Origin of the sequence: Bacillus sp. B28, assembly GCF_029536185.1 — a bacterium.
GTDB lineage: Bacteria > Bacillota > Bacilli > Bacillales > Bacillaceae > Bacillus > Bacillus halotolerans.
Genome location: NZ_CP120511.1, coordinates 1,233,292 through 1,254,372, shown reverse-complemented (window position 1 = coordinate 1,254,372; position 21,081 = coordinate 1,233,292). Strand labels below are relative to the sequence as shown.

Annotated in this window: 21 protein-coding genes, 1 pseudogene and 1 other annotated feature; of the genes and pseudogenes, 3 read left to right on the top strand and 19 right to left on the bottom strand. The window is 43.3% G+C overall.

The genetic code is table 11. The features are described 5' to 3' along the window. The 4 genes from oppD to oppA form a co-directional block, all read right to left on the bottom strand. Nucleotides 1-1,077, bottom strand: coding sequence for an oligopeptide ABC transporter ATP-binding protein OppD (oppD, locus tag P3L57_RS06150; RefSeq protein WP_082687942.1), 1,077 nt, complete (start codon nt 1,075-1,077; stop codon nt 1-3). A 4-nt stretch (nt 1,078-1,081) separates the two neighbouring features. Then, complete coding sequence (oppC, locus tag P3L57_RS06145) at nt 1,082-1,999, bottom strand: oligopeptide ABC transporter permease OppC (RefSeq protein WP_024120915.1); 918 nt, start codon at nt 1,997-1,999, stop codon at nt 1,082-1,084. A gap of 3 nt (nt 2,000-2,002) precedes the next feature. Continuing rightward, complete coding sequence (oppB, locus tag P3L57_RS06140) at nt 2,003-2,938, bottom strand: oligopeptide ABC transporter permease OppB (protein WP_024120914.1); 936 nt, start codon at nt 2,936-2,938, stop codon at nt 2,003-2,005. 107 nt (nt 2,939-3,045) lie between these two features. Continuing rightward, nucleotides 3,046-4,683, bottom strand: a complete 1,638-nt coding sequence (oppA, locus tag P3L57_RS06135) for an oligopeptide ABC transporter substrate-binding protein OppA (RefSeq protein WP_069486375.1) — start codon at nt 4,681-4,683, stop codon at nt 3,046-3,048. Nucleotides 4,684-5,154: 471 nt separating this feature from the next. Beyond that, nucleotides 5,155-5,366, top strand: a binding site (T-box leader). Nucleotides 5,367-5,424: 58 nt separating this feature from the next. Between oppA and trpS the strand changes: the two genes are divergently transcribed. Beyond that, the gene (gene trpS / locus P3L57_RS06130) at nt 5,425-6,417 is read left to right on the top strand and encodes a tryptophan--tRNA ligase (RefSeq protein WP_044156771.1); all 993 of its coding nucleotides are present in this window, start codon (nt 5,425-5,427) and stop codon (nt 6,415-6,417) included. 39 nt (nt 6,418-6,456) lie between these two features. Here the strand turns inward: trpS and P3L57_RS06125 are convergent, their stop codons facing one another. The 9 genes from P3L57_RS06125 to fabH form a co-directional block, all read right to left on the bottom strand. Continuing rightward, nucleotides 6,457-7,209 (bottom strand): YjbA family protein, encoded by a 753-nt coding sequence (locus P3L57_RS06125; protein WP_069486374.1) that lies wholly within the window; start codon nt 7,207-7,209, stop codon nt 6,457-6,459. Nucleotides 7,210-7,412: 203 nt separating this feature from the next. Beyond that, entirely contained in the window at nt 7,413-8,324 is a 912-nt protein-coding gene (gene appC, locus P3L57_RS06120) for an oligopeptide ABC transporter permease AppC (protein ID WP_024120911.1), read from the bottom strand. A gap of 16 nt (nt 8,325-8,340) precedes the next feature. Then, nucleotides 8,341-9,291, bottom strand: coding sequence for an ABC transporter permease (locus tag P3L57_RS06115; RefSeq protein WP_044156395.1), 951 nt, complete (start codon nt 9,289-9,291; stop codon nt 8,341-8,343). Between the two features lie 74 nt (nt 9,292-9,365). Continuing rightward, nucleotides 9,366-10,994 (bottom strand): peptide-binding protein, encoded by a 1,629-nt coding sequence (locus tag P3L57_RS06110; protein ID WP_069486373.1) that lies wholly within the window; start codon nt 10,992-10,994, stop codon nt 9,366-9,368. Nucleotides 10,995-11,081: 87 nt separating this feature from the next. Further along, nucleotides 11,082-12,071, bottom strand: coding sequence for an oligopeptide ABC transporter ATP-binding protein AppF (gene appF / locus P3L57_RS06105; RefSeq protein ID WP_044156397.1), 990 nt, complete (start codon nt 12,069-12,071; stop codon nt 11,082-11,084). Then, nucleotides 12,068-13,054 carry an oligopeptide ABC transporter ATP-binding protein AppD gene (appD, locus tag P3L57_RS06100; RefSeq protein ID WP_044156398.1) on the bottom strand — a complete coding sequence of 329 codons (987 nt, stop codon included), beginning with the start codon at nt 13,052-13,054 and terminating at the stop codon, nt 12,068-12,070. Before appD ends, appF begins: the two co-directional genes overlap by 4 nt. Before the next feature lie 190 nt (nt 13,055-13,244). Beyond that, nucleotides 13,245-14,030, bottom strand: a complete 786-nt coding sequence (locus P3L57_RS06095) for a DUF2268 domain-containing putative Zn-dependent protease (RefSeq protein WP_044156399.1) — start codon at nt 14,028-14,030, stop codon at nt 13,245-13,247. Between the two features lie 79 nt (nt 14,031-14,109). Continuing rightward, nucleotides 14,110-15,348, bottom strand: coding sequence for a beta-ketoacyl-ACP synthase II (gene fabF / locus P3L57_RS06090; protein WP_024120905.1), 1,239 nt, complete (start codon nt 15,346-15,348; stop codon nt 14,110-14,112). Between the two features lie 22 nt (nt 15,349-15,370). Then, entirely contained in the window at nt 15,371-16,309 is a 939-nt protein-coding gene (fabH, locus tag P3L57_RS06085) for a beta-ketoacyl-ACP synthase III (RefSeq protein ID WP_010333732.1), read from the bottom strand. Between the two features lie 165 nt (nt 16,310-16,474). On the opposite strand from fabH, the gene yjzB reads away from it, so the two are divergent. Continuing rightward, nucleotides 16,475-16,705: a spore coat protein YjzB gene (yjzB, locus tag P3L57_RS06080; RefSeq protein WP_083244450.1), complete on the top strand. Its 231-nt coding sequence runs from the start codon at nt 16,475-16,477 to the stop codon at nt 16,703-16,705. Nucleotides 16,706-16,734: 29 nt separating this feature from the next. On the opposite strand, the gene comZ is transcribed toward yjzB, so the two are convergent. From comZ to P3L57_RS06060, 4 genes are all read right to left on the bottom strand, one after another. Beyond that, complete coding sequence (comZ, locus tag P3L57_RS06075) at nt 16,735-16,926, bottom strand: ComG operon transcriptional repressor ComZ (RefSeq protein WP_003224559.1); 192 nt, start codon at nt 16,924-16,926, stop codon at nt 16,735-16,737. Between the two features lie 14 nt (nt 16,927-16,940). After that, nucleotides 16,941-17,894 (bottom strand): BMP family ABC transporter substrate-binding protein, encoded by a 954-nt coding sequence (locus tag P3L57_RS06070; protein WP_059336277.1) that lies wholly within the window; start codon nt 17,892-17,894, stop codon nt 16,941-16,943. A gap of 90 nt (nt 17,895-17,984) precedes the next feature. Continuing rightward, nucleotides 17,985-18,548, bottom strand: coding sequence for a hypothetical protein (locus tag P3L57_RS06065; protein ID WP_044156403.1), 564 nt, complete (start codon nt 18,546-18,548; stop codon nt 17,985-17,987). An 82-nt stretch (nt 18,549-18,630) separates the two neighbouring features. After that, on the bottom strand, nt 18,631-19,368 hold the full coding sequence (locus tag P3L57_RS06060; RefSeq protein ID WP_059352722.1) for a hypothetical protein: 738 nt from the start codon (nt 19,366-19,368) through the stop codon (nt 18,631-18,633). Between the two features lie 257 nt (nt 19,369-19,625). Between P3L57_RS06060 and P3L57_RS06055 the strand changes: the two genes are divergently transcribed. Continuing rightward, complete coding sequence (locus P3L57_RS06055) at nt 19,626-19,811, top strand: YjzD family protein (RefSeq protein WP_010333727.1); 186 nt, start codon at nt 19,626-19,628, stop codon at nt 19,809-19,811. A 45-nt stretch (nt 19,812-19,856) separates the two neighbouring features. Here the strand turns inward: P3L57_RS06055 and P3L57_RS06050 are convergent, their stop codons facing one another. Together P3L57_RS06050 and argF are read right to left on the bottom strand one after the other, a co-directional pair. Beyond that, nucleotides 19,857-20,036, bottom strand: coding sequence for a YjzC family protein (locus P3L57_RS06050; protein WP_003239319.1), 180 nt, complete (start codon nt 20,034-20,036; stop codon nt 19,857-19,859). Between the two features lie 85 nt (nt 20,037-20,121). Continuing rightward, nucleotides 20,122-21,079: pseudogene (gene argF / locus P3L57_RS06045) on the bottom strand (ornithine carbamoyltransferase). Nucleotides 21,080-21,081 lie beyond the last annotated feature (2 nt).

Here is a 21,081-nt window from a genome sequence, read left to right as displayed (position 1 = left end):
TTATTCACCTTCTCTCACTAAGACAGGTTTTTGATACGTATTCGCCAGCGTCCGCATTTTCGCTTTTACCGCTTCAGGCGGCTCTACCTTTGGCGCATCAGGATGAAGCAGCCACGATTTCACATAATGCGTATCGGAAACCTTAAACATTGGCGGCTCCTGTTCAAAATCAATTTTCATCGCATATGGACTCCGGAGCGCAAAGGCATCTCCTTTTGGTGGATTTGTCAAATCAGGCGGCGTGCCCGGGATTGCCGTCAGCTGTTCGTCTCCTGAGCTGTCAAGTGTCGGCATGGATGCCAGCAGCCCCCAAGTATACGGATGTCTCGGATCGTAAAAAATTTCGTCTACCGTGCCGGTTTCTACAATCTGTCCCGCGTACATGACAGCGACCCTGTCAGCAACGTTAGCCACAACACCGAGATCGTGAGTGATAAAGATAATAGACGTGTCAATTTTCTTTTGTAAATCCTTCATCAACTCCAGAATCTGCGCTTGTATCGTTACATCAAGAGCAGTTGTCGGCTCATCGGCAATCAGAAGCTTCGGATTCGCTGCAAGCGCCATCGCAATGACGACACGCTGTCTCATCCCGCCTGAAAACTCGTGCGGAAATTGGTTGACCCGTTTTTCCGGCATTGGGATACCTACTAAATCCAGCAGCTCAACAGCACGTTTTTTCGCAGCTTCCTTTGAAATGTTTTCGTGTTTAAACAGCACTTCCGTAATTTGTTTGCCGACTTTCATTGTCGGATTTAAAGAGGTCATCGGATCTTGGAATATCATTCCGATCTCTTTCCCCCGTACATTTTGCATTTCTTTTTCGGACAGCGGCACTAAATCCTTGCCGTCAAATAAAATCTCACCGCGTTTAAAATAACCCGGGGGCATCGGTATCAGCTTCATGATCGCTTGAGATGTCACACTTTTTCCAGATCCTGACTCCCCGACGATTGCCAATGTTTCACCTTTATTCAGATGGAAATTCACTCCGCGGATCGCCTGGACCTCTCCGCCGTATGTTTTAAATGAAATCGCTAAATCTTTTACTTCTAATAGGCGTGTCACCCGTATCACTCCCTTATTTACGTAACTTAGGATCCAATGCGTCTCTTAATCCATCGCCGACAACGTTAAAACCAAACATGGTAATGCAGATAAAACCGGCAGGGAAAAACAAACGCCACGGATAATAGGTCAATGCAGGCAATCCGTCAGAAGCCATCGTTCCCCAGCTTGCAAGAGGAGCCGGAACACCAAGTCCTAAATAGCTTAAAAAGGCTTCTGTAAAAATCGCGGTTGGAACAGTCAGTGTCATCGTGACTAAAATAGAGCCCATTGCGTTCGGCACGATATGTTTAAACAGCAGACGGGATGTTTTCGCCCCGAGTGTCTGCGACGCAAGCACGTATTCCTGGTTCTTCAGCTGCAGCACTTGTCCGCGAACGATTCTGGCCATGTTAATCCAGCCCGTAATCGTCATGGCAATAATAATCGTTAACAGCCCTTTCGGAAGAACGACCATCAGCAGGATAACCATTAATAATGAAGGAACAGCCCAAAGGATATCTGCGATACGCATCATAATCTCATCTGTTCTGCCTCCGCGGAACCCTGAAATACTGCCCCAAATAACACCGATCAGCAAGTCAAGAACAGCGGCTGCGACACCGATAAAGATTGAAATTCGCGCACCTACCCATGTACGGACGAAAATGTCCCTTCCTAGATCATCAGTCCCGAACCAGTGATCTTTTGAAGGCGGCTTATCCGCATTTAAGAGATTGGTAGTCGAATAATCATATTTTGAGAAAACAGGCGCAAAAATCGCCATGAGAATAATGAGAACAATAATAACAAGCCCGACCATCGCAAGCTTATTGCTGCGGAAGCGTAACATCGCATCTTTCCAGAGGGAAAGGCTCTTTTTACTTATTTTCTCAGCATCGCCGGCATTCGCTGCGGCTGGTTCAAACATGTTTTTTGGAATGTTCTGCATGGCCTAGGCTCCTTTCTTTGCTTTGGAAAGCTTGATTCTTGGATCAATAATGCCGTATAACACGTCTACGATTAATACACACAATAGCAGGATGACACTGAAGAACACCGTTACACCCATAATGACCGTATAATCACGGTTTGTAATACTGTTTACGAAGTGTGAACCAAGCCCCGGGATACCAAAAATGGTTTCAATGATAAAGCTTCCAGTTAAAACTTGAGCGGCCATAGGGCCCATATATGTAACGACTGGCAACAGCGCGTTTCGGATGGCGTGCCGCACTGTAACTGCAGGACGCGACAGCCCTTTTGCTTTCGCTGTGCGAATATAATCACTGTTTAACACTTCGATCATGCTTGAACGGGAAAGTCTGGCAATAAACGCCATCGGCATGGAAGCAAGTGCGATGGAAGGCAAAAAGGTGTATGACCAGGACTCCCACCCCGCGACCGGAAACAGCTCAAGCTTCATGGAGAACACATATTGCAGCACAGCCGCCATGATAAAGCTCGGAACTGAAATACCAAAGATCGTTAAAATCGCGACGGTATAATCCTGCCACTTATTATGGTAAAGGGCTGCAATGACCCCAAACAGTACACCAAACGCTAAAGCGAGGAGAATAGCTTCTGCTCCAAGAGTGAATGAAACGGGGAAACCTGAACTGATCAGGTCATTGACACTCTGACCTTTATATTTAAATGACGGTCCGAAATCCCACATTGCAACTGATTTCAAATAGCTCGCATATTGTACAAACAGCGGCTTGTCCAAGCCATAATGCGCATTTAAGTTTGCTTCAATTTCAGGCGGAAGCTTTTTCTCACCCGAAAACGGCCCGCCCGGTGCTGCTTGCATTAAGAAGAATGTCACGGTTACAATCACAAATAATGTGATAATCATATAGACTAAGCGTCTTCCAATATATTTTAGCAAGGGGGAACACCTCCATGATTTTTACATTTTTACAATCCTTCAGTAAGAAAGGTATATGGGAAATAAGTCCCCATATACCTTGAGGTTTTTGTTTTCACAAATAAGACTTATTGAAAGTACGCGTTTCTGAAATAAATTTCTCCGGTTCCAGTAATGATGGTTCCTTTCAGATTTTCGTCTTGCACCCAAGGAATCGTATAAAAATAAACTGGCGCTACTGGCATTTCATCAATGAAAATACCTTCAGCTTTTTTCAGCAGCTCAGCACGTTTAGTTGGATCAGTTTCAGTTTGTGACTGGTTCAGAAGTTTTTTGAATTCTGGATTTTCCCAGCCGGTATCGTTATTTCCTCCGTCTTTGTCACGGAACAGCTCAAGGAAGTTAATCGGATCGTTGAAGTCGCCAAGCCAGCCCATACGGCCGATTTGATAATCTTGGCTGTGAAGCTTATCAATATATACATTCCATTCTGAGTTATCAAGCTCTACATCCACGCCTAAATTTTTCTTCCACATTTCTTGCACTGCCTGAGCGATTTTTGCATGTGCATCATCAGTGTTATAAGACAACTTGATTTTCGGAAGGTCAGATGCCTTGCTTAAGCCCATTTCTTTCAGGCCTTTTTCAAGATATTCTTTTGCCGTTTTGACATCGTTGTCTTTGTAGTAGCCTTCTTTGTTATCTTCAAATCCCTTCATTGTCGGCGGCACCGCAGCCATTGCCGGGATTTGTTCACCCTGTGTAATGTTTTTAACAATCGATTGGCGGTCAATCGCATAAGATAATGCTTTGCGGATATTGACGTTGTCTAACGGCTTTGCTTCAGTATTGAATTTGTACCAATACACACCCGCCATCGGCTCAACATGTAAAGAACCGTCTTTTTTCAAGCTAGGAAGCGATTCAGTCGGAAGCTGTCCGAGCGGCAAACCAGCCCAATCAAGTTCGCCAGCTTGGAATTTTTTGAGTTCAGTATTGTTATTGTTGATCATAACCATATTGATACTCTTCAGTTTGACTTTGTCTTTATCCCAGTATTGATCATTCTTTTCAAGATCGATAGATCCGCTGTGTTTCCATGCCGTCATCTTAAATGGCCCGTTTGACACATAATCGTCTCCGGCATTTGTGTTCCACTTTTTGTTTTTCTCTGCAATTTTTTTGTTAATCGGCATATAAGTATAGAATGCTGTTAATTCAGTGAAGTATGGAGTCGGGTTGTTTAGTTCAACCTTTAATGTCTTATCGTTTTCAGCTTTCACTGCCACATCATCAAGGCTGCCTTTACCGGTATTTGCCGCCTCAGCACCTTTTATGTAGTAGAGCTGGTAAGCGTATTGTGATTCGTTATTAGGATCAAGCGCCCATTTCCATGCATATTCAAAATCTTGCGCTGTGACAGGGTCACCGTTTGACCACTTTGCATCATCACGAATCGTAAACGTATAGGTTTTTCCATCTTTGCTTGTTTCAATTTTAGAAGCTGCGCCTTCTTCAGGCTCACCCTCTGCATTAATACGTGTCAATCCTTCAAAAGTCTGACGGATAACACCGCCTGATACCGAGTCATTTGCCAATCCGGGATGTAAGGAGAACGGCTCAGTTTTAATATTAATGTTAAGTGTCGTCTTCCCTTTGCTGTCTTTTTTCCCATCACCGTTTGAACCGCTGCCGCCAAAGCCGCATGCGCTCAGCACGAGAGTGAAAATGAGCATTAACGTGACAATCGACCAACGTTTTTTCATATCCACAAACCCCCTAATAATCATTTTTTCAGCTCCTTACGGCTAAATCCTCAGAAATATCAGACAAATGAACCTAAGTTTACATAACTTTTATTCTGTTCCGTCTTTTCTGATTATTTTTGTAAAAAAGCTGTAACAATAGAGTGAACAAGTTCATTATAATGAAACAAATTCTTTATTGCAATATTATTTTATCAATTTAAAATTTTTAAACTTCGTTAGTTTTTCTGCCAATAACGCGATATCCTTCTACCGTTTAAAGCATAAATTGATTAAAAACTATTTTAGGATTTTCCAATCCATATTGCTTTATACATATAATATCTAGCTGTTTAACTGCTGAGAGCGGTTATCATTTGGGCGATTTACAACTGTTCTTTTATTTATATCATTACAATTTTCATGCAAAAAGAACGTTTTTTCAGGATGACAATTGGTTATAATTGATTTATAATGAAGCAATCAAAAGAAAAGCTTGCTATGAAAAAGAGTAGTACGCATTTCACCCGTTTGAAGAGAGTCTGCGGTGCTGGGAGCAGATAACGGGCAATGTGGAATGGACTTTGGAGCAGCTGACCGAACCAAAAAGTAGGCTCAGCCGGAGCAGTCTCCGTTACAAACGTCAGAGTGATTCCATTTTAATGGAATAATCAGGGTGGTACCACGGTTCATTCGTCCCTTTTTTATAGGGGAAGAATGAGCCTTTTTTATTATGTTCTAAGAAATGAGGTTGATTTTCCAATGAAACAGACGATTTTTTCAGGCATCCAGCCAAGCGGTTCCGTTACACTCGGCAACTACATCGGTGCAATGAAGCAGTTTGTCGAACTGCAGCATGATTATCACAGCTATTTTTGCATAGTAGACCAGCATGCGATCACAGTGCCTCAGGATCGGCTTCAGCTGAGAAAAAACATCCGCAGTCTGGCTGCGCTTTATCTAGCTGTCGGTCTCGACCCTGAAAAGGCAACGCTGTTTATTCAATCAGAGGTTCCCGCACATGCACAGGCCGGATGGATGATGCAGTGCGTCGCTTATATCGGCGAGCTTGAACGAATGACTCAATTTAAGGACAAGTCAAATGGCAAAGAAGCAGTTGTCTCGGGCCTGTTAACGTACCCGCCGCTGATGGCTGCTGACATTCTGCTGTACGGAACTGATCTTGTGCCTGTCGGCGAGGATCAAAAGCAGCATCTTGAGCTGACACGAAACCTTGCAGAGCGATTTAACAAAAAATATAACGACATCTTTACAATTCCGGAAGTGAAGATTCCAAAAGTAGGCGCTCGGATCATGTCTTTGACTGACCCGCTGAAGAAAATGAGTAAATCTGATCCAAACCAGAAATCTTTTATTACATTGCTGGACGAACCAAAGCAGCTTGAAAAGAAAATCAAAAGCGCTGTGACAGATTCTGAAGGTATTGTAAAATTTGATAAAGAAAACAAACCCGGCGTTTCCAATCTTCTTACGATTTATTCAATTCTCGGCAATACGACGATTGAAGAGCTTGAAGCGAAATACGAAGGAAAGGGCTATGGCGAGTTCAAAGGTGATTTGGCAGAAGTGGTAGTCGGCGCATTGAAGCCAATTCAAGACCGTTATCATGAACTGATTGAGTCCGAAGAATTAGACCGGATTCTTGATGAAGGCGCTGAGCGGGCGAACCGGACAGCAAACAAAATGCTCAAAAAAATGGAAAATGCCATGGGTCTCGGCCGAAAAAGACGATAACAAAAAGACCGCTCTTGCGATTTGCAAGAGCGGTTTTTTTTAATTTACCTTTGATTCATTTTCTATTTCCCAAAGCTTCTCGAAAAAAGGCTGTCCTTTGATCAGGTTTTCGCAAAAAGCCAAATGCTTGTCCGACCAGCCTTCAATGGTTTCGTTATACAGCATGTCCCAAATCTCTTCAAAGCTCATCCGTTTGATTTGTTCATACATATGCGGGTTCCACTCTGTGTACCAGTAGCCAATCTCCGCACGGTTTTTCAGCCCTTTTAATTGATCCAGCGCCATAAACATAAGCTGCTTAATTTGCCGCTCTTTTCTCGTTAATCCTCTGACGTGCTCTGGTGCCAATGATAAGATATGATATTCTTTTAAGGACTCCAGCTTCTTCGGCTCAAATTCATACGTTTCCGGCTCTACATCTTTCACCATTTCATACACGAGCTGCTCCTGCCGCGGGATAAGGCGGCTTTTTCTGACAGGGATCGTGTAGCCGATTGTATCAACAGCCAAAATGCCGATTCCGTCCGTCACAACAAAACAATACTCCAGCTTTGTGCGTTCATGATTTTTGCGAATGTACGATTTTTGATGAACCTCTTCAAGCAAATCTTTCGGAAGCTCTGACAAATCGTTTTCTATGTAATGAAACAATACTGACGGCACCCTTAAGAGAGGCACCTGATCCAAAAGCTCAACCGTATCTTCCTTGCGCCATTCATGAAAGTGGCATACATTGTAGCCATTTTCTTCCCCTTCAAACCAATTGACCCACACATCATGAAGAAATAACATCTCTAACCCCTCACTTTATAAAAACTGTTGTCCACAGTATAGGCAAGGTGCAGAGAAATTATTCCATAGAGATTGAGGAAATCTGGAATAATTGGGTTTCTGTTATAAACACAAAAAGCAGACTCCCTCGTATATTTTCTGACAAAGGAAATCTGCTTACTTTAGGAATTCGTTACATTTTCTAACGAACATGATTTTCATTTTTATTTAATATTTTTGGGATCCAGAGCATCCCGCAAGCCGTCACCGACAAAGTTGAAGCACAGCACGGTAATTAAAATAAATAGCCCGGGAAATAATGGGTACCACCATGCTTGAATCATCACTGTGAAATTTTGTGCGTCTTGAAGCATATTTCCCCAGCTTGCGATTGGCGGCTGGATCCCAAAGCCTAAGTAGCTAAGCGCGGACTCAGCGAGAATAACTGAACCTACCTTTAATGTTGCTGACACAATAATCGGCCCTAATGCATTGGGGAGAATATGTGAAAAGATAATTTTGTGAGTCTTCGTTCCGATTGTTTTAGCAGCCAGAACGTATTCCCTTGAACGAAGCGATAGAAACTCTCCTCTTACCAATCGTGCCGTTGTTGTCCAGCCGGTGAGACAGAAAATTAAAATCAGTTTGTCCACGCCAGGCTTGAAAATGGTAACCAGCGTGATCAGCAAGAAAATATCCGGAATGGATAATACAATGTCGACTAAACGCATAATGACAGCGTCGACAATTCCTCTGAAATAACCTGCTAACGCCCCTAATACAGTTCCGATTAAAATAGAACCGACTACAGAAGCAAAACCGACCAATAAAGAGACGCGCGCTCCATATAAAATCCGGCTGAAAATATCGCGGCCGAATTTATCCGTTCCCATCAAATGTTCAAGACCCGGCGCTTTATACTTATCAAGCAAGCTTTGCTGCTCTTGGGGATAAGGTGCAATCAAAGGAGCGAAAACAGCCGACATAACAATGATAAACAGAATGACGGCACCTAGAATGGCCAGCTTGTTTTTCGAAAATTTTTCCCAGAATATCTTGGTCATCGTCTCTGGTTTTTTCGAAATGTTTTCTTTCAGTCTGATCTCCGGCGAGGGAGTTGTTTGCAGCTCTGACATCTCTGTTTCCCTCCTCTTAATATTCGATCCGCGGATCAACAATCGCGTAAAGGATGTCTGCAACGAGGTTTCCGACCACGACAAGCACCGCTGAAATTACGGTCATTGCCATAATAACCGGATAATCACGCTGGAATGCCGAATCCACAAACAGTTTTCCCAGCCCCGGCCAAGTGAAAATCTGCTCTACGACAACCGCTCCACCGATAAAAGAGGGAATCATTAATCCGAAGATCGTAATAACAGGCAATAGCGCATTCCGCAAGCCATGCTTAAATAGCACGCGATTTTCTTTAAAGCCTTTTGATCTGGCTGTTCGGATATAGTCTTGGTTTAACACATCAAGCATATTTGACCTTGTATATCTCGTTAAGCCAGCCATATCTGCCGTAGCTAACACAAATGCGGGTAATAACAAATGATGAATCCGGTCTAATAAGCTAAAATCCGTGTTAAGAGTAGCGACTCCCCCAGTTGGGAACCAGCCGAGATTTACAGCAAACACCATAATTAAAATCAGTCCAAACCAAAAATTCGGGATCGCTAAACCGATAAATGAAGTAAATGTAATGCCATAATCCAGTTTTGAATACGGTTTTTTTGCAGAAATCACACCAAATGGGATTGAAATGATCAGCGCCAAAATCGTCGACACCAGCATAAGGAGGAGTGTGTTAGGCAGCCTTGCTATAATCAGCTCTGAAACAGGCGTTCCTTTTCTGATAATGGACGTTCCGAAATCCCCTTGAACCATATTGCCGAGCCATTTTAAATATTGAACGTATTCCGGGTCATTCAGGCCGTATTTTTCAATAAACTGCGCTCTGTCTGCCTGGCTGATGGTAGGGTCCATCATAAGCGTCATCGGGTCTCCGGGAGCCGCTTTCATAATGACGAAAGACAAAATTGTAATTCCTAATAGGATAGGAATCGAAGATAGCGTTCTTCGAATGATATATGTAACCATATTCTTGTCCCCTTCGTTGTACTTTTTCAAATTCAAAGGGGAAGGAAACGCGCTCCCTCCCCTGCAAGGGAAAATTATTGGGCAAGCCACCATTTTTCAATTTGGTACAGCTCGCGTTTTGGATGATACACATACCCCTCTAAATTAGCCGGCATCGCCATATGGTTGTTTGGATAATAAAGGAAGGTATACGGCTGATCTTCAGCAAGCTTTTGATAAATTTTTTCATAGGCCTTAGAGTATTCCTTCCGGTCACTGATTGATTTTGCGTCTTTCAGAAGCTTATCAACTTCAGGGTTTTTGTACCACATGTTATTTAAGCCTTTTTCAGACTGGCTTGAATGGAAGATATCGTAATGATCCGGGAAAGTGGACAGACTCCAGCCTAATACCATTGCGTCATAGTCCCAATTAGGGGCACTGGTTTGTTCAACAAGCGCACTCCATTCCACGATTTGCGGCGTTACTTTAATACCGACTTTCTTCAGCTGTTCTTGGACAACAACTGCAATATCCTCACGCACCTTATTTCCTTGGTTCGTTTTCAGCGTAAACTCGAATTTTTTGCCGTCTTTATCTAAGATGCCGTCACCGTCAGTATCTTCCCAGCCGGCTTCTTTCAGCATCTTCTTCGCTTTTTTCACGTTGTATTTAAATTTAGGCACTTCTACGCCTTTCGGATAGTTCCAGGAAGCCGGGCTTTCCGGAATATAAGCGACTTCCGCGTCTCCATCCAATACAGTTTGCACCATCGTTTCACGGTCTAAAGCGGTGGTGAGCGCTTGGCGTACTTTTTTATCTTTAAAGAGCTCGTTTTTCTCATTCCAGCCGATATATGAGTAGCTCAGCGCCAAGTCTGTTACAACCTTGACATTATTAAACGATTCGGCTGTCTTATAATCAGTTGACGGAACGTTAAAGAAATCAATATCCCCCGCTTGAAGCTGGGCAACCGCAGCATTGGCATCAGGAATGATTTTATACGTGACACTGTCTAAATACGGACGCCCGTCATAGTAATCATCATTGGCAACGAGCTTGACGTATTGCCCATCTTTCCATTCTTTAAATTTGAAAGGCCCTGAGCCGATTGGATTTTTTCTGTTAAATTCATTATCTTCAAGCTGCGCAACCGGTACATCTTTTAAAATATGCTCCGGAAGAATGCCGTAGCTGTCTAATGTATTGTTATAGAAGTTAGGGTCTTTGTATTTCAGGGTAAATAAAACCTCGTAATCTCCCTTTTTCTCTACTGATTTCAGCATTTCAAAGTTAGAGCCGCGCTCACCTTTGTAGTCCTTGTTCAGCGGGATGTTAAACGTAAATACTACATCGTCAGCAGTAAGTTCTTCTCCGTCATGAAACTTAACGCCTTTTTTGATTTTTACATCATATTTCAGTCCGCCATCCAGCTCTTTGACACTCTCAGCCAATGACATTTTGACATTTAATTTTTCATCTGTCTTTGTTAAAAAGCTGTAAATCATTTGTTCTATATCTGTACTCGATTCATCCGTTGAATATAATGAGTTGAAAAGTGTCGGGGCACCGATTGAACCAACAACCAAGTCCCCGCCCTGCTGCGGTTTGCCGGTTGATTTTTTCTCGCTGCTGCTTGATTTCGATCCCGAGCAGGCCGATAAAAAGATGGCCATCACCATTAATACACTTAGCATCATCAGTGCGGTTTTACGTCTTTTCATTAGATATTCCCCCTCTTGAAATGTTCGTTCTTCTTAGCTGCTGTTTATGTAGTAGCATACCCCCTCTCAAAGCTGTGCGCGCGACAGTTAGCTATAAAGGTGACAAGCCACAAAATGGCTGGGAGCAGCTTCTTTGAATTCTGGTATTTGTTCCTTGCATATTGGTTTTGCAACGGGACATCTCGTATGGAAAACACAGCCTTTTGGCGGATTGGCCGGGCTGGGCAGTTCTCCTTTCAGGACGATGCGTTCGCGTTTGACAGATCCTTTTTTTCTTGTAACCGGGACAGATGATAAAAGTGCTTGGGTGTATGGGTGCAGCGGATTGTCATATAACTCGTGCTTATCGGTCAGTTCCATCATTTTGCCAAGGTACATTACCCCCACTCTGTCGCTGATATGGCGGACGACACTTAAATCGTGAGAGATAAATAGATACGTCAGATTAAATTCTTCCTGCAATTCTTCCATTAAGTTGATGACCTGGGCCTGTATCGATACATCAAGTGCAGAAACCGGTTCGTCTGCAATAATAAGCTCCGGATTCAGCGTGAGGGCTCTCGCAATGCCGATCCGCTGACGCTGCCCGCCTGAAAATTCATGAGGATAGCGTGAGGCAAACGACGGATGAAGGCCTACTCTCGCAAGCAGCTCTTCGACTTTCTCATTTCGTTCTCGCATCGTGTACATGTGATGTGTGTTAAAAGGCTCCTTAATAATAGACCGCAGCGTTTTTCTTGGATTCAGCGAAGCAAATGGATCTTGAAAGACCATCTGAATATTTTTGCGGACGTTTTTTCGTAAATTCTCCTCTGACAGATTGGAAATATCCTGTCCCTTAAAGAGAATCTGGCCTTCAGTCGGTTTGTACAGCCTGATCATCGTTCGGCCGGCAGTCGATTTTCCGCAGCCCGACTCTCCAACGATTCCGAGTGTTTCTCCTTTTTTTAAAGAAAACGAAACACCGTCCACCGCTTTCACATCACCAACTTTTCTTTGAAAAAAACCTGAGCGGATCGGGAAATATTTTTTTACGTCCCGAAGTTCTAAAATTGTTTCCTGATTAGCTGCTGTCATGATTGTTCGGCACCTTCTTCCTCGTATAAAAAGCATCTCACTGACCTTCCGCTTTTGTGTGTCAAAAGCGAAGGCTGATGGGTCCAGCATTTATCCATCGCTTTTGGGCACCTAGGAGCAAAACGGCACCCCGGCGGCAGATTATCTGGTGTCGGCACGCTGCCTTTAATCGCATTTAATTTATCAATCTCTCCATCTATGACTGGAATAGACATAAGCAGGCCTTCTGTATAAGGATGAAGGGGCTCTAAAAATAACTCATCGACTGAGGCATTTTCTACGACTTGTCCGCAGTACATGACAATGACTCTGTCGGCTGCTTCCGATACGACTCCTAAGTCATGTGTAATCAGCAAAATTGAAGTATCAAACTTCTGGCAGAGATCTTTCATTAGCTCCAGCACTTGGGCTTGTATCGTCACGTCTAACGCCGTGGTCGGTTCATCGGCAATAAGCAGTTTTGGATTACAGCTGAGCGCGATGGCAATCATTACCCTCTGTCTCATGCCGCCAGATAGACGGTGCGGGTATTCCTTCATCATTTGCTCAGCTCTCGAAAACCCAACCATCTTCAAGAGTTCGACGGCTCTTTGATGCGCTTCTTTTTTCTTCATGTTTTTATGGTAAATCAGCACTTCGGTAATTTGTTCTCCGATCGTTAACACCGGATTAAGGGAGGTCATTGGTTCTTGAAAGATCATGGATACTTCGTTTCCGCGGATTTTGCAATAGTCATTTTCAGTGAATGAGGTGAGGTCCTTGTCTTCGAGTTTAATCGTGCCGTCCATGATTTTTCCGCCTGAGCTCTGGACGAGACCCATAATAGATAATGAAGTAATACTTTTGCCGGAGCCCGATTCGCCTACAAGCGCGACGGTTTCGCCTTTTTTGATGTAGAAATCGACTCCGTCCACCGCAGGGATCGGCTCCTTTTTTCTAAAAAAATAAGTCTTTAAATTATTCACTTCTAAAAGTGTGCTCATGCTAGCTCCCCTTTCCCCCTCTTGTCGCCAAACGTTTTCAAGAGAAAGTAATCCTTCTATTCAGAAATAATAAACAATATTGAATTATCGAAAAATTTTATAGTTGTATATTATTACAATCATTTTGCAAAATCAAGAATTTTTTAGGATAATTGTAATATTATTAATGGAATTCCATTATTTTATTCTTTTAAAGCGTTGCTTTCAAAAAGGTTTCAGGAGAGATGGACAACCCTTCTGTTGTACTGGCTCTGTTCTCTGTTAAATATTTTTTTACAATATTGAATCCGACTGCGTATCCAAGCATTTTCGGCTGATATCCTTTGCCGTATAAAAGCTGATCGAACAATCGATGACCCCGTTTGATGTTCAGATGAGGCGCTATCTTTTTTTCGTAAAAAATCTCAAGCTGCAGAGGGGTATACCAGGTGGTCCATTCAGCCGTTTGGCTTTGGCCTAACCTCTCATAAACAGCATATTCTGCCAGCCCTTCCATGATGATTGTATCAAGTAATGTGACGTCTTTTTCCTCTTTTGTCATATGATCTAACCGGCAAACATGATGATATTCATGTGTCATAAGGGCTGAAACCGAGGACAATTCGATATCTGATGAGAGAAAGAGAAACATTTTATCTGGGAAGGCGAGCCCTGATTTTGACCCGAATTCTAAACGGATTCTTCTGTTACGTTCATCAACCGGCAGTGCTACGATTGGCACGTCAGGTCCTTGCCACTTCTTTTTGAGATACTGCTCCTCTTTTTGTATATGCCGGAAAAGTCCTTTTTCTTTCAGAATAGAAGACGTGCTTATTCCCTCTTTTATGTTTTTAAACATTCCGTGATGCTGCAAATGTCCCAAGATGCCTTTCCAGTCTTCTTTCTTCGTTTTTGAAAAGTACGGGACAATGTAATGCGCCAGATCATCTATTGAAGCGGCTTTTTCAAACCATTTGTATGTTTGTTCCACGCTCATGCTATCGCCTCCTCTTTTTTATCCTATGCGGACGAAAAAAACCGGCTACCCTTTTAGGGCAGCCGGTTTGGCGTTATGATTACTGATATTTTTTGAAGATTAGCGTTGCATTATGTCCGCCGAATCCCAATGAGTTGCTGAGAACATAGCTGAGATCCTGTCTGCGTGCTTCATCGGGCACATAATCTAAATCGCATTCTTCGTCAGGCGTTTCAATATTGATTGTTGGCGGGATCATGCCTTCTTTAATGGCAAGGATAGAGAAAATGGCTTCAATACCGCCCGCCGCGCCTAGAAGGTGGCCCGTCATAGATTTTGTAGAGCTTACCGCAAGTTTATAGGCATGCTCGCCAAAAACTGTCTTAATCGCCATTGTTTCATATTTGTCATTGTAATATGTGCTTGTACCGTGAGCATTGATATAGTCAATCTCTTCAGGCGCAATGCCCGCATCTTTAATGGCTTCTTGCATCGCTCTCGCTCCGCCTTCGCCGTCTTGGGCAGGCGCTGTGATATGATAAGCGTCTCCCGTCGAACCGTAACCGACGATTTCTCCGTAAATTTTGGCGCCGCGTGCAAGTGCATGCTCAAGTTCTTCAAGAACGATAATACCCGCACCTTCACCCATAACGAATCCATCACGGTTTTTATCAAACGGACGGCTCGCTGTTTTCGGATCCGGATTTGTAGAAAGCGCTTTGTTGGCACTGAAGCCCGCGAATGACATTCTAGTCAGCGGCGCTTCTGTTCCGCCTGTGATCATAGCGTCTGCATCGCCGCGCTGAATCACTTTAAATGCGTCACCGATAGAGTTTGTTCCTGTTGCACATGCAGTTACCGTACAAGAGTTAACTCCCTTTGCTCCTAAAGCGATAGAAATTTGGCCTGTCGCCATATCAGGAATCATCATCGGCACAAAAAACGGGCTTACCCGTCTTGGGCCTTTTGTTAAGAAGATTTCAAACTGAGACTCAAGCGTTTCAAGCCCTCCGATTCCGGAACCAACCCAAACACCGACTCTCGGCGCGATTTCATCAGTAATTTCAAGACCTGCGTCTTCAACTGCCATTTTCGCAGCGACAACCGCATATTGAGTGAAACGGTCCATTTTTCTTGCTTCTTTTTTGTCCATGTAATCTTCAACATTAAAGTCTTTTAATTCAGCGGCTACTTTAGCCGGATATTCTTCAGAATCAACACGAGTGATCGGACCGATCCCGGACACACCGTTGATTGCGTTATTCCAACTTGTATCGACGTCGTTGCCAAGCGGAGACAATGCTCCGAGTCCTGTAACAACTACTCTTTTTTTACTCATCTTGTGTGCACCTCACCTTTTTTTATCGGCCCCAGCGGATTGCAATGGCGCCCCAAGTTAATCCTCCGCCGAATCCTACCATGACGATCACATCGCCATCTTTGATTTTACCGGCTTCCAATTCTTCTACTAGAGAAATAGGAATGGATGCGGCAGAAGTGTTTCCATATTTATGAACAGTTTTAGACATCTTTTCGACAGGAAGCTCTAAACGCTCACGTGCAGCTTCCATGATGCGGATATTCGCCTGATGCGGAATCAAAAAGTCGACGTCCTCTTTTGAGAGTCCGGCTTTTTCAATGACGTTTACGCATGATTCACCCATTTGGCGGACCGCAAATTTGAAAACTTCACGTCCATTCATGATTGTATGTCCTTTTTCATTCAGATACAAGTGCTGACCGCCTGTGCCGTCTGCTCCTAGTTCAAATGAAAGGATTCCTCTGTCATCACTGACTGGCCCGACTACCGCAGCGCCCGCTCCGTCACCAAACAGAACGGCTGTGTTGCGGTCTTCCCAGTCTGTAATGCTTGAGAGCTTTTCTACACCGACAACAAGGACATGCTTATAAGTTCCGGATTCAATAAATTGTTTACCCGTTACAACCCCGTACATAAAGCCTGCACAAGCCGCGCTGATATCCATGGCACATGCTTTCTTTGCGCCGAGCTGTTCTTGAATCATACAAGAAACTGTAGGAAATGACTGATCAGGTGTGACAGTCGCAACGAGAATCATATCGAGATCCTCAGCGGACACTTCAGCTTGTTCCAGCGCTTTTTTCGCTGCTGCAACAGCCATATGTGATGAATATACGTCATCAGCGGCAATTCTTCTTTCTTCTATTCCTGTTCTTGTACGAATCCACTCGTCAGAAGTTTCAACCATTTTTTCTAAATCATGATTTGTTAAAACCTTCTCAGGGATATAACGTCCAACTCCAAGTATTCCAGCTTTCATAAGGGAAGACTCCTTTATATAGTTAATTTAGAAGATCAATCAGGTTATGATCAATTATTAGTATCAGGTACTAATTCTATCTTATTTTTTTTCACATGGCAATATATTCGTCTAATCTATCGGTTCATCTTACTCATAGAGTATGGTATATGGAAAAGGAGGCGTATGCAGATGGATGTGTTTTCAAAAATGATGTTCGGCGATAACGCCAAACAAAAAACAGAAAAAGAAGAAGTGCAGGAGGAGGAGGTTTCCCCGGCAAACGAAGAAGAGACGATTGATTACATGTATATTATGAACCAAATCGGTTCGATTATGAACTCTCTCGATCAAATCAAGCCCGCTCTGAAGGAACTCGCGCCTATGGTATCCGCTATTAAAAAGAAAATCATGTGAAAAGCCACTTTCGAGAAAGTGGCTTTTTCTTATTCGGTTTCAGATTTCGCGTCGGATTTACCCAGCTCATAGGCTTCCGCCATTACCGTTGTAAATAAATTCATAAACGGCTGAATGGCCTCCATCGACAGCTCTATTCCTGATTTTTCAAGCTGCTCTTTCGCTTCAGGCAGATATTTCATTGCTATTTGCAGAAACTCAAGTGATTTTTCGTGCTGCATGTAAAGTCACCCCATTACTCGTTTTTTGGCAGTTCACCTGTTTTGTTATATGTTTTGACCAGTTTGGCGATTTTTTTCTGAAAGGCTTTGTCTACAAGCGGACTGAAAGTTCCCATTTCGACAACTCGGCTTTTCAGATCGTAATAGTGGTCGCCGCCTTTTAAAGTGCCTTTGTCGAATTGCTCAGCTATAATTTCATAGGCCTTGTCCACATTTTGCACCGTGCTGGTTAACACGGTGTTCTCGCCAAGATCGGATTGATCTGTGACATAGCCGATCGCATATAGGCCGTCTTTTTTGATTTGCTGAATGACAGGAACATTATACCCGTCTCCGGCAGGATACACAACATCCGCGCCTTCGTTCTTCATTTTTTGATAAAGGTTCACCGCAGTCGAATCATCATCCCAGTGATCCGTATATTTTGTATTCACTTCTATATTAGGATTTTCATACTTAGCCCCTTTTATAAAGCCGTCAACTTCTGGCTGCCATGAAAAAGAAGCGATGACGCCGACCTGATTGGTTTTTGACATATGGGCAGCGGTCATTCCGCCGAAAAAGCCGATAGCTTCCCCGCTGAGATGGACGCTTGTGACATTGTCCGCTTTTGCTTTTGCGTTTGAAATCACAAACTGCATATCCGGATAGTCTTCACTCACCAAGTTAAATACTTCTTCATACTCACTTCCATGGCCAAAGAGGAGATTGACGCCGCGCTTATGAAAATCTTCAATCGCATTTATAATATCTTCATCTGTTTTCACGCCTTCTTTATAGTAGACGTCCACATTGTATGTAGATTGTATATTCAGTAATCCTTTATACCCTTTTGTGCCCCATACGAGGTCATTAATCGTATCAGGAAAGAGCATGCCGACCTTCTCAATTTTTCCTTTAAACGGAGTTTGTCCACATCCGCTTAATAAAAGGAGGACAGAAAAGATCATGACAAGCCTAGTGATCAAGTCATGTTCAACTCCTTTTGACAAGCTATCACATGTATTCAAATGATACGTTTATTGTATCTAGAAAACTCGAAACATGGAAGGTTTTTCTTAATATTTGTCGAAAATTGATGAAAATTGTCTTTTCCACTCGAGAATTTTTGTTTTCGCTTCATCTTTTGAAGTTTTTTTCGTGACTTGCAAATCAAAAATGCAATCTTTGCCGGTGTCACGGCCGGGCTCAAGCAGGAATCTCAACAGCTCGTCAGCTACATCTTCTGTATAAAAGCCCTCTTCCTCCTGTTCTTCTTTCCACGGCCCATACATTTTAGGAAGGATCACCGCTTGTTCTGAACCTGTCGTTTCACGTTTCTCCCACTCTTTTCGGTCTTGTTCGTATACCAATACATATGCGGATTTATATTGGTCCAAAGGCAAAAAGCCGCTGCCATATTGGATACAAATTGTATCATACTTTTGATCCTCAATGTGCTCAAGCTGCCGAAAGTGCTCGTTTCTTCCAAGCCACATGAGTCTTTCTTCTAAGTACATTTGTCTGTTTTCATCATCTGTTTCAGCCAAAACGACATCTACGTATATGCCTTCATCCATCATTCGCTCGCATAAAGAAAGGCCGAAAAATTCATCCGCCCCTACAATCAGCGTTGATTCCATTTCATCTGCCGCCCTTCCGGTTTTTCATTTATCCAAAGCAAAACAGCCTCCGCAAAAGAGAAGGCTATTGTTATTGTATTCTTTATAACTCTTTTTCATGCCTGTGAAAGAATTTGCAGATTGATGCATAGATCCTGCTTGGGTGCTCAAATAAATGAAACGTTATGTCAACCGGACAGCCTTGGTTTTGCTGCTGCTTTTCCTTAAATACTTCCGCATGCAGGCTGTACGGATACGGCGCTCCGGTCATCCGCTGCCATATATGAACCGGTACGCTGCTAGGATAGCTTTCGATTGTTTTATAACGGAGTGAAGCCGCTTCTTTTTCGGAGATTTCGTAGCTTTGCGATACTTCTTTCAAAAATTGCTTATAGAAAAATTTATTTTCTTTTTCTGATTCATAATGTGCCTGAAGATCGAGACAAGGATTCAACATCGCGGCTGATCGGATATGATCCGGGGAAAAACGAAGCAATTCATCGGCCACGAGAGCGCCCATCCCTTCTGCTAAAATATGAATCTTCGGATTGAGTATTTCCTGCTTCAACACGAAATGTATCAGCTGTTTGGCATAGGTGACCGCTTTTTCCGCGCCCCAGTGCCTTCCGAACAGATTGCTGTTAAAAATGGTATAGCCTTCGTCCCTCAGCATATGTAAAAGCTGATTTCTGCCATAATGCTGAAGCCAAAAGCTTGAATCATTACCGACAAAGTGGGTTCTGTCCCCGAGGACAAAGATGCCAAAGCCGTTCGGACGATAGGGCAGATGAATCACGTTATGCTCCGTTCCCAATTGAAAATACCTTTCCGTTATTCCCATCGCTTGCCCGCCTCCTTTCACACTTCATCTCACGCTATCTTATGTAAAAAGAAACGAAACGAATAAGGTAAAGTCCTAGCCTTTCTATGTTTTGGCTATTATACCAATTGACGATATTTATTTTTTATATTTTACCATTAAAATGTGACGAATCAGACTCTTTTGTCACCTCACTTTCTTCTAAAATTAGATTCCCCCTTGGCTTTATGTATGGTATGATAACTTCTAGAATAGAATGAGAAGGACGAGGTGGAAACGTGCGATTTATTATTGCTTTTATTTGGACGTTCCTTTTATCGCATATGGCATGCTATTTGATTGCCAGCATGAACAGTGTAGCGTATAACTTCACAACATCATCCGTAATTGCTGTCGTTTTATATGTGCTGATCATGGCGCTAGCAGCAATCATGCCTATGAACAACAATGCCAGCCAGCATTAATAAGCCAAAAACCCAAAACATGTATTGTTTTGGGTTTTTTCGTGATCACGGTTTTCTTTTATACGTCCACAAGCGGTTGTGATTCGATGTTTCAGGAAACATATCTCCTGCTGACAGATGGACCTTTTGCGGGTTTTTGACCATACTCCCCGTCTCGCCGATTTCTACGTAGATGCCGTTGTTGGGCGCTTTCTGCCCGGGCCGGAATTGATGCTGCTGTCCCACTGTTTTTCCTCCTTTTCCTTTTTCGTGTAGTATGCGCCTAAGCGGGTGTGAATATGTTTCCATAAAAAAACTGCTGAGAGTCGGCTCAGCAGTTTTTTCGGTTATTCCCCTTTGTAAAGGATTGCCTTTAACAGCGCTTTTTGCACATGGAGACGGTTTTCAGCCTGCTGGAATACAGCGGAATTCGGACCGTCAATAATCTCTGCCGTCACTTCTTCTTCACGGTGTGCAGGAAGACAGTGCAAAAATGTATAGTCAGGTTTAGCATGGCTGACAAGCGATGCATTCACCTGGTAAGGCGCGAAGACTGCGAGACGCTCTTGCTCTTCCGCTTCCTGTCCCATGCTTGTGAATACATCTGAATAAATGACGTCCGCATTTTTTACGGCTTCAATCGGATCAGCTGTAAGTGTAATGGAAGCACCGGATTGAAGGGCAGATGCCTTGGCTGCTTCCGCCGCTTCGTCTAACACTTCGTATCCCTTAGGGGAAGCAATCGAGACATCACAGCCCATTTTTGCGCAGCCGATCATCAGGGAGTGCGCCACATTATTTCCGTCACCGATATATGCGACTTTCACACCTTTGAGATCGCCTTTGATTTCCTTGATCGTCAATAGGTCCGCCAGCGCCTGGCAAGGATGATATTTATCAGTAAGCCCGTTGATGACCGGAATATCAGCGTGTTCAGCAAGCTCCTCCACCTTTTCATGCTCGAAGGTCCGGATCATGATTGCATCTACATAGCCCGAGAGCACTTTTGCCGTGTCAGCCACAGTTTCACCGCGGCCCAGCTGCAGATCTTTCTGGCTTAAAAAGAGGGCATTTCCGCCAAGCTGCGCCATGCCGGTCTCAAATGAAACACGAGTCCGCGTGGATGATTTTTCAAAAATCATCGCAAGGGTTTTGCCTTGAAAAATAGGCTGAATCTTGTTTTGTTTCAGTTCACTGGCTTCAGCAAGCAACGCGCTGATGTCCTGTTCACTGAGATCTTTTAGCGTTAATAGGTCTTTTCCGAATAGATTGGTTTGCATTTCTCCCATAT

Coding starts and splice junctions, on each gene's coding strand:
- oppC (WP_024120915.1), bottom strand. CDS start 1,999: ATGCAGAACATTCCAAAAAACATGTTTGAACCAGCCGCAGCGAATGCC.
- oppA (WP_069486375.1), bottom strand. CDS start 4,683: ATGAAAAAACGTTGGTCGATTGTCACGTTAATGCTCATTTTCACTCTC.
- trpS (WP_044156771.1), top strand. CDS start 5,425: ATGAAACAGACGATTTTTTCAGGCATCCAGCCAAGCGGTTCCGTTACA.
- P3L57_RS06125 (WP_069486374.1), bottom strand. CDS start 7,209: ATGTTATTTCTTCATGATGTGTGGGTCAATTGGTTTGAAGGGGAAGAA.
- appC (WP_024120911.1), bottom strand. CDS start 8,324: ATGTCAGAGCTGCAAACAACTCCCTCGCCGGAGATCAGACTGAAAGAA.
- P3L57_RS06115 (WP_044156395.1), bottom strand. CDS start 9,291: ATGGTTACATATATCATTCGAAGAACGCTATCTTCGATTCCTATCCTA.
- P3L57_RS06110 (WP_069486373.1), bottom strand. CDS start 10,994: ATGAAAAGACGTAAAACCGCACTGATGATGCTAAGTGTATTAATGGTG.
- appF (WP_044156397.1), bottom strand. CDS start 12,071: ATGACAGCAGCTAATCAGGAAACAATTTTAGAACTTCGGGACGTAAAA.
- appD (WP_044156398.1), bottom strand. CDS start 13,054: ATGAGCACACTTTTAGAAGTGAATAATTTAAAGACTTATTTTTTTAGA.
- P3L57_RS06095 (WP_044156399.1), bottom strand. CDS start 14,030: ATGAGCGTGGAACAAACATACAAATGGTTTGAAAAAGCCGCTTCAATA.
- fabF (WP_024120905.1), bottom strand. CDS start 15,348: ATGAGTAAAAAAAGAGTAGTTGTTACAGGACTCGGAGCATTGTCTCCG.
- fabH (WP_010333732.1), bottom strand. CDS start 16,309: ATGAAAGCTGGAATACTTGGAGTTGGACGTTATATCCCTGAGAAGGTT.
- yjzB (WP_083244450.1), top strand. CDS start 16,475: ATGCAGATGGATGTGTTTTCAAAAATGATGTTCGGCGATAACGCCAAA.
- comZ (WP_003224559.1), bottom strand. CDS start 16,926: ATGCAGCACGAAAAATCACTTGAGTTTCTGCAAATAGCAATGAAATAT.
- P3L57_RS06065 (WP_044156403.1), bottom strand. CDS start 18,548: ATGGAATCAACGCTGATTGTAGGGGCGGATGAATTTTTCGGCCTTTCT.
- P3L57_RS06060 (WP_059352722.1), bottom strand. CDS start 19,368: ATGGGAATAACGGAAAGGTATTTTCAATTGGGAACGGAGCATAACGTG.